Consider the following 3,848-nt stretch of genomic DNA (forward strand, 5'->3'; position numbering starts at 1 on the left):
CCGGTCAAAATAGCCCAGGATGGTGGGGCCCAAAAATTCCTCCAGCGGCTCCACGCTGTGGTCAAACGACGCAAACACCACGCCGCCACGGGTCGCCACCTTGAGCTTGGTCAGCCCATGCTCTGCCGGGTTGAAATCCGCTGGCATGCCGCCATTGACCTTGCCATCCTGCTTCACGCCCCGCCGAAACGGCACACCCTGCAAGTCACCTGACAGGGTGTAGTTCCACTGGTGGTAGGGGCAGGTCAGGCTCTCGCGGTTGCCATGCCGCTCACGGCAAAACGCCATACCCCGGTGGGCGCAGACGTTTTCCACCACATGGATCGAAGCATCCTTGTCGCGCACCAGCAGCACCGAGCGCTCGCCGATCACCGTGCGCTTGAAATCCCCCGCGTTGGGAATCTCAGCCTCCAGGCCGACATAGCACCAGTGCCCGTTGTAGAACAAACGGTCCAACTCCTTGCGGTACAGCGCCTCATCCGTATAGGCCTGAAAGGGAATGCGGCTGGTGTCATCCGTCTCCCAGCGGATCTGCTGCGGGAACACGGTCACGGGGCATTCATGCATGGGCGTCTCCTTTGTTTTTTGTCATTGCGAGTCGATCAATCAATCGGTCTTTCGGGGCCGGTGCGGATACACCCAGCGCCTGGGGACCGATCATTCGCGCTGCAGCAATATCAGTCAATGGAACGCTGGTGATGTTTCACATCACTCAGGTGAATATGACTTGGACGGCGGCGCAGGAGATTGCTGCGCTATGCGGCGGGGCAAGGCGCGCGAGGCCACGTTGCATGCAGGTGGCGTGAGCGAGTGAAGCGGAAGGTGGTCTTGGGGGAATCGGTCAGGCGCAAACTTCTACCGATGAGGCTGGGCCGGGCAGGCAGCCCGCGCAGCAGGGAGGTCGTTGGGACCAATGCTCAGCCGATGGGTGGCTCGGCCATGCGAAGGCATTTCAAATCAACTCAGATCAGCAGGGGCTGCTCTGCAGCGGAAGCAGACCTTCGGGCTATGCTAGCGGTCGGCCGCTGTCGGCCAAAAGCAGCCGCCGCCCATCGCTGGCGGGGTAACCGTAAGTGCACATTCACGAGAGCCAGCTGGCCACTCATCAGCCCTTGAATGCTGGTCCAAGTCCAGCGCGGAGGTGCGACCGACGATAGCATCATGCGACACGTGAGTACGCTGCACCATTCTCAATCAGACGGATCCCAACTGCGATGTCCATCGCGACTAGAAGCCTCTTCGAACGATGGTATTCGGTGAGACTGTCTGCGCTTTTGAGGTCGGCTTCTTGCTGGAGCCATATGGGGGAGCTCCTCATGCCGACCGGGCCTGCAATAGCTTTTACAGTGCCGCCGGGGGGCTCATACGGCCATCGTTGGGCGGGTTAGCTGGAACTCCCAATGTGCCAGCACGTCGGCGCGCGGGATGGACAGCGGGCAACAACGTGCTTGTCGACGACTGGTCAGCAGGCTCATCGCCCGACGCCGCCAGAAGGCGTCAAAAAGTCTTCTCGAAGAAGAAACGCATTAGATGAACCCGCTTGAACGAGAGCATCCAGCAGCGCTAAGGTCGGCGCGCGCAGCGTCGCCGACTGCAATCTTGGTAAGTCTTCGAACATCAGGCGAGACACAAGCTGGTCCATCGCAGTCCTCGCCGAATTCGACCTTCTGAGTGCATCTTCCAGCCTGTCGTCCATGCGCGACTGAATAAGCCTCACCGCGGTTGGCAAAGACGGTGTTCCAATCGATAGCAGATAATCACCGTATGCCTCGAGGGCCAAGCTGCTGACAGGCACAGCCACGAAGAGGGCGTCGACTCGTTGGCTCGACGCCCCAAGCAACCTCCACTCCCGAACGCCCGCCTTCCACCCTTTGCTGAGCAACAACGACCGGATCAGCGAGCTCCCCCGCGACCGTTCGTCGCACAGATCTGCAAACCACTGGGCCTTCTGCGCTTCTGCGGCGATCAAAGTCCAGAGCGTCCAAAAGGTCGTTCCGTCCCCACGGGTATCCGCTGCCCGTATCAAGTCGTCGAGCAACTTGGCGAATTCGTTGGGCGCGCTGGCGACTTGGGGCAGAACGTGTTGCAGCAGAGGCTCCGCGACGGACGCCCCCGACGCGATCAAGAAGTCCGCGAAGGCCTCCTGCGCGGCGATGTGCAGCCCGAAGTTTTGGTCGCGGTCTTCATGTCTCTGATCCCACCACCGCTCGAACTGATCGCCGATCCACTCAAAGAGTTGAAGGGCAAGCGGACTCCCGGTTCGGGAGCGGAAGACCGGCAGCAGGGAGAGCGCAAGGGTATGGTCGCGTCGCAGCAAGTGAGAATCAAGCAGAGGCGGCGCGCTACCCCACGTCGATCTGTCCGTGGCGGCAAGTCGGGCCTGACGCTGATGTCGCAAATCGGATCCGGACGGACGATGATTCCATGGAAGCTCCTCCAGTTCGGCGTCCTGTTCGCAGGTCGCACGCGCGGCGGCAATCAGCACGTGCAAAGAGAAGTTCAACAGAGACGGGGCATCCCACAGACGTTGATGCGTCAAGCTCTGGACGGCAGCTTGCTGCACATGCCGGTTCCAGTGAGTCAACGCAATTTCGAGCAGCCGCTCGGCTTCGGGTTGGCTCACTAGCGGCGCAAGAGCGCCGATCACTGCCGCACACTCCATCTTCCCGTCGACGGGAATGCTGCTTCCGAAAACGTCTTCGGAGGGAGTCTCCCCAAGGCAATCCACAATGGTTTCAAGGCACCACTGCCGATCCACAGGGTCGAGGACGGCCCAGCGATCTCGCGCAATCACTGCCGCCACCATCCGGCCTCCTCCTTCGAGGATGTCGCGGGTGCCACGAACTGCGATTTGGCCCTCCACCTCTTTCGCCAACGCCAGTTTGTCACGCCACGACTCATCGCCAAAAGCGACTCCATCATCTTTGTGTTGGTGAGCCCAGTTTTGAAGCTCGATGCGCTTCATCAACTCGACTTGGCCGGCCTGCGAATCTTGCACCATGGCTTGTACATCTGATGGAAGCTCACCCATGGTGAATTCCACCTGGTCGCCGACATCCTTGCGATCGTATGTTCTGAGATCCATTCGCCGCAGCGCCAACATCCACTGCGATTGTTCTGTGGTCCGCTCCTGCTCCGGTGGCAACGCAGCGAGATAGCGGTCCAGCAACGCTTCCACCGACGCTCGCTGCGGGCAAAGCTGGAGCTGAATGGCAAGTTCTTCGAGGTGGTGCTTTCGATGCGGAAGCGCATTCGATTCGAGCCGCTCGCGCTGAAACATTTGAGAGAAGACGTCGAAGCCACCAGGAGCGAGCGCGGTCTTGTCCGTCATCATGCGCGCCACGTCCATTCGGATTAGCTCGGTGGATCCGAGGATACTTACGCAGCAATCGCCTGCTAGACCCGTGTGCGCGAGGCAGGCGCTGGTCACGACCCCCAACAAAGCGGCGTTGTTCGAGTTGTCCAAGATGTAGTTCAGAAAACTCTGGAAGACTTCGGGCGTTGCCGCGCCCTTCGCGATGTCGAGAAGCCATGCTTCCAGAGCCATCAGGGCGCACTCCATCACGGCGGGCATGACGTGGGTTCCCCGATACGTCCGCCACAGCCGCTGATTTCCCAGAATGGATCGCGCCCTGCCATCGGATAGCGTCAGCTCAATTTCGATCGGTGGCTCGATCAGGCGCATCTGCCGCGAGTTCGCTTGGTAGTTCGAGCAGCATTGATTGATGAAATTGACGATGAACCGCACGCCCTCGGAAGGATGGGCGCGCAACAAGAACGACATGGGCCCTTGCATCGACGACCGAGGAAAGAAGCGATGCTCGTAACTGTGCGTCAACCCAAACACC

2 protein-coding genes are annotated in these 3,848 nt (G+C 60.2%); both read right to left on the reverse strand.

Going from position 1 to position 3,848, the window contains the following annotated elements:
• A partial coding sequence (locus tag DBR23_RS31665; RefSeq protein ID WP_233250712.1) for a Rieske 2Fe-2S domain-containing protein occupies nucleotides 1-567 on the reverse strand: 567 nt, incomplete at its 3' end.
• Nucleotides 568-1,471: 904 nt separating this feature from the next.
• Nucleotides 1,472-3,784 (reverse strand): hypothetical protein, encoded by a 2,313-nt coding sequence (locus DBR23_RS29775; protein WP_158276490.1) that lies wholly within the window; start codon nucleotides 3,782-3,784, stop codon nucleotides 1,472-1,474.
• Nucleotides 3,785-3,848: the final 64 nt, after the last annotated feature.

The sequence above is a fragment of the Acidovorax sp. HMWF018 genome (assembly GCF_003061035.1).
GTDB classification, from domain to species: domain Bacteria; phylum Pseudomonadota; class Gammaproteobacteria; order Burkholderiales; family Burkholderiaceae_C; genus Acidovorax; species Acidovorax delafieldii.

Bases quoted from the DNA above. Each gene is read 5' to 3' on its own strand.
- DBR23_RS29775 (WP_158276490.1), bottom strand. From the start codon at position 3,784: ATGTCGTTCTTGTTGCGCGCCCATCCTTCCGAGGGCGTGCGGTTCATC.